This is a genomic window from Betaproteobacteria bacterium (assembly GCA_016791345.1).
Lineage (GTDB): Bacteria > Pseudomonadota > Gammaproteobacteria > Burkholderiales > JAEUMW01 > JAEUMW01.
In genome coordinates this window covers 1-3,333 of the sequence record JAEUMW010000298.1, presented here as the reverse complement: position 1 = coordinate 3,333, position 3,333 = coordinate 1, and the positions used below count along the sequence as shown (strand labels likewise).

Annotated in this window: 5 protein-coding genes; all 5 read left to right on the top strand. The window is 64.8% G+C overall.

What is annotated here, in order from left to right:
• The coding region (locus JNK68_12015; GenBank protein ID MBL8541081.1) for an ABC transporter permease subunit at positions 1 to 372 on the top strand (372 nt) is incomplete at its 5' end.
• 3 nt (positions 373 to 375) lie between these two features.
• On the top strand, positions 376 to 1,317 hold the full coding sequence (gene pstA / locus JNK68_12010; protein ID MBL8541080.1) for a phosphate ABC transporter permease PstA: 942 nt from the start codon (positions 376 to 378) through the stop codon (positions 1,315 to 1,317).
• 8 nt (positions 1,318 to 1,325) lie between these two features.
• Positions 1,326 to 2,114, top strand: coding sequence for a phosphate ABC transporter ATP-binding protein (gene pstB, locus JNK68_12005; GenBank protein MBL8541079.1), 789 nt, complete (start codon positions 1,326 to 1,328; stop codon positions 2,112 to 2,114).
• 83 nt (positions 2,115 to 2,197) lie between these two features.
• The gene (locus tag JNK68_12000; GenBank protein ID MBL8541078.1) at positions 2,198 to 2,956 is read left to right on the top strand and encodes a triose-phosphate isomerase; all 759 of its coding nucleotides are present in this window, start codon (positions 2,198 to 2,200) and stop codon (positions 2,954 to 2,956) included.
• 69 nt (positions 2,957 to 3,025) lie between these two features.
• The coding region (gene secG, locus JNK68_11995; GenBank protein ID MBL8541077.1) for a preprotein translocase subunit SecG at positions 3,026 to 3,333 on the top strand (308 nt) is incomplete at its 3' end.

The window sequence follows — 3,333 nt, the reverse complement described above, 5'->3', positions numbered from 1 at the left end:
GCGGTGCCGATGTCTCTGCGTGAAGGATCGTTCGCGATGGGCGCAACGCGTCTGCAGACGGCGGCCAAGGTCGTCGTCCCGGCGGCGCTGTCGGGGATCGCGGCCGCCTACATTCTCGGCATCTCACGCGCGGTGGGCGAGACCATGGTGCTCGCGATCGCGGCCGGCAATCAGCCGAACTTCACCGTGAATCCGATGGAGCCGGCGCAGACCATCACGGCTTACATCGTCGCCGTCAGCCTTGGCGATCTGCCGCACGGCGGCGTGGGCTATCAGACGATCTTCGCTGCGGGATTGACGCTGCTCCTGATGACGCTCGGGTTCAACATCGGCGGGCACTGGCTGCGCCGGCGCTACCGGGAGGCCTACTGAGCCATGGGTACGGACAACGACAAGAACACAGCGAGCATCGAGGCGATTCGCAAGCTCATCGCCCAGCACAAGCGGCGCGACCGCGCCTTCATCCTGATCGGGGTGCTCTGTCTCATGATCGGCGTGCTCGCGTTCTCCGCGCTCTTCTTCAGCATGGTATGGCATGGCTGGGAGCGCCTGACACCGGAGTTCTTCACCAGTTTTCCGTCGCGCAAGGCGGGCCAGGCCGGCATTCTTTCGGCGTGGGTGGGCTCGGTGCTGGTGATGCTCGTGACCGCCTTCGCCGCGGTGCCGCTCGGCGTGGCTGCCGGCGTCTATCTCGAGGAATACGCGCCCAAGAACTGGCTGACGGACATCATCGAGATCAACGTGACGAACCTGGCGGGCGTGCCTTCCATCGTCTACGGCCTGCTCGCGCTCGGTGTGTTCGTCTATGCGCTGGGCTTCGGCCGCAGCATCCTGTCGGCGGGCCTGACACTCGCACTGCTGATTCTGCCGGTGGTCATCGTCGCCACGCGCGAGGCGATCCGCGCCATACCGGTCGGCATCCGCGAAGGCGCCTACGCGCTCGGCGCCACCAAGTGGCAGACCACGCGCGATCACATCATTCCCTATTCCTCGGCGGGCATCCTTACCGGCGTCATCATCGGTCTCGCGCGCGCGATCGGCGAGACGGCGCCCATCATCACGATCGGCGCGCTCACCTTCATCGCTTTCCTGCCGCCGCCGCCGCTGACCGGCACGTTCCCGTTCTTGTCCTTCGAGTGGCTGACGGCGCCCTTCACCGTGATGCCGATCCAGATGTTCAACTGGGTGTCGCGGCCGGAGGAGGCGTTCCAGGTGAACGCCGCGGCGGCGGGCATCGTGCTGGTGGTGATGACGCTGCTCATGAACGGACTTGCAATCTGGCTGCGCTATCGTCTGCGCAAGAACCTGAAGTGGTAGGAACTCACATGGCGGCCGTGCACCGCATCGCCGATCTTCCCGTCAAGTCGTCGGTCGATCAGCTCAACTTCTTCTATCGCGACTTCCAGGCGTTGAAGCGCATCAGCATTCCGATCCACGAGAAGCGGGTGACGGCCCTGATCGGGCCTTCGGGTTGTGGCAAGTCGACCCTGCTGCGCTGCTTCAACCGCATGCACGACCTGTATGCAGGCAATCGCTACGAGGGCGAGATCAGGCTCTATCCGGACAACGTGAACATCCTGGCGGCGGACGTCGATCCGATCGAGGTGCGCATGCGCATCAGCATGGTGTTCCAGAAACCCAATCCGTTTCCGAAGTCGATCTACGAGAACGTCGCCTATGGTCTGCGCGTGCGCGGCGTGAACCGCAAGGGCGTTCTCGACGAGAAGGTGGAAGAGGCCCTGCGCGGTGCCGCCCTGTGGGAGGAAGTGAAGGATCGGCTGAAGGATCTTGCCTTCAATCTTTCCGGCGGTCAGCAGCAGCGCCTGTGCATCGCGCGCGCGCTCGCCACCGATCCCGAGATCCTGCTCTTCGACGAGCCGACCTCCGCGCTCGACCCGATCGCGACGGCGAGCATCGAGGAACTCGTGAACGACCTCAAGAGCAAGGTCACCATCGTCATCGTCACCCACAACATGCAGCAGGCAGCGCGCGTCTCCGACTTCACGGCGTACATGTATCTGGGCGAAGTGATCGAGTTCGATCTCACCGACACCATCTTCCTCAAGCCCAAGCACAGGCAGACGGAAGACTACATCACGGGGCGTTTCGGCTAGCGAGATCGCCGCGGGCATCGAACCCGGCGTTGACCGGGCGGGGTCGAGGCGATACCATCTGCGGGCTTTGCAAGGGGGGTAAAATGCGAAAAAAGCTGGTGGCCGGTAACTGGAAGATGTTCGGCAGTCTCACGGAAAACGCGGCGCTGCTCGATGCGGTCCGCAAGGGTGCGCCGGACGGGACAAGCGTGGAAGCGGCAGTCTGCGTGCCATTCCCATACATCGCGCAGGTACAGCAGGCGCTGACCGGCAGCACGGTGACGTGGGGCGCGCAGAACCTGAGCGAATTTGCGAAGGGCGCGTACACCGGCGAAGTCGCCGGCGGAATGCTGCGCGAGTTCGGCTGCAAGTACGTGATCGTCGGTCACTCCGAGCGGCGCACGCTGTATGGCGAAGACAGTGCGCTCGTCGCGCGCAAGGCACGGGCGGCGCTCGACGCGGGTCTCGTGCCCATCGTGTGCGTCGGTGAGACGCTCGCGGAGCGCGAAGCCGACATTACCGAGCGGGTCGTGGGCGAGCAGCTCGACGCAGTCACGAGCGCCCTCGGTGCGGCGGATTTCGCGCGGGTCGTCGTAGCCTACGAGCCGGTTTGGGCCATTGGAACCGGCCGCACTGCGACGCCGGACCAGGCCCAGGCGGTGCACGCATTCATCCGCGCGCGGGTCGCGAAGCTCGACGCGAAGGTAGCCGCGAACCTGCTCATCCTCTATGGTGGCAGCGTCAAGGCGAACAACGCGGCGAGCCTGCTCTCGATGGGAGATATCGACGGCGGTCTCATCGGCGGTGCATCGCTCGTCGCGAACGATTTTCTCGCCATCTGCGCAGCGGGTGGCGGCAAGTAACGCCGGTGGCGGATCCACGTCCGGACCGCACCGGGCGTGGGTTTGAACGAGACAGAGAGCGGATCAGGCATGGAAGTGGTGATGATGGTCTTGCACGTGCTGGCGGCACTGGTCGTGATCGGCCTAGTGCTATTGCAGCACGGCAAGGGTGCGGACATGGGCGCGGCATTCGGCAGCGGGGCATCGGGAAGCCTGTTCGGTGCCACCGGATCCGCGAACTTCCTGAGTCGCACCACGGCGATATTGGCGGCCGTGTTTTTCGTGACCAGCCTCGGGCTCACGTATTTCTCGGCGAACAAGTCGAGGGATCGGGGCGTGATGGCGACGCACAAGGCCGAGCCCGCAGCGCCGGCTGCGGAGAAGCCCGTGCCGTCGCC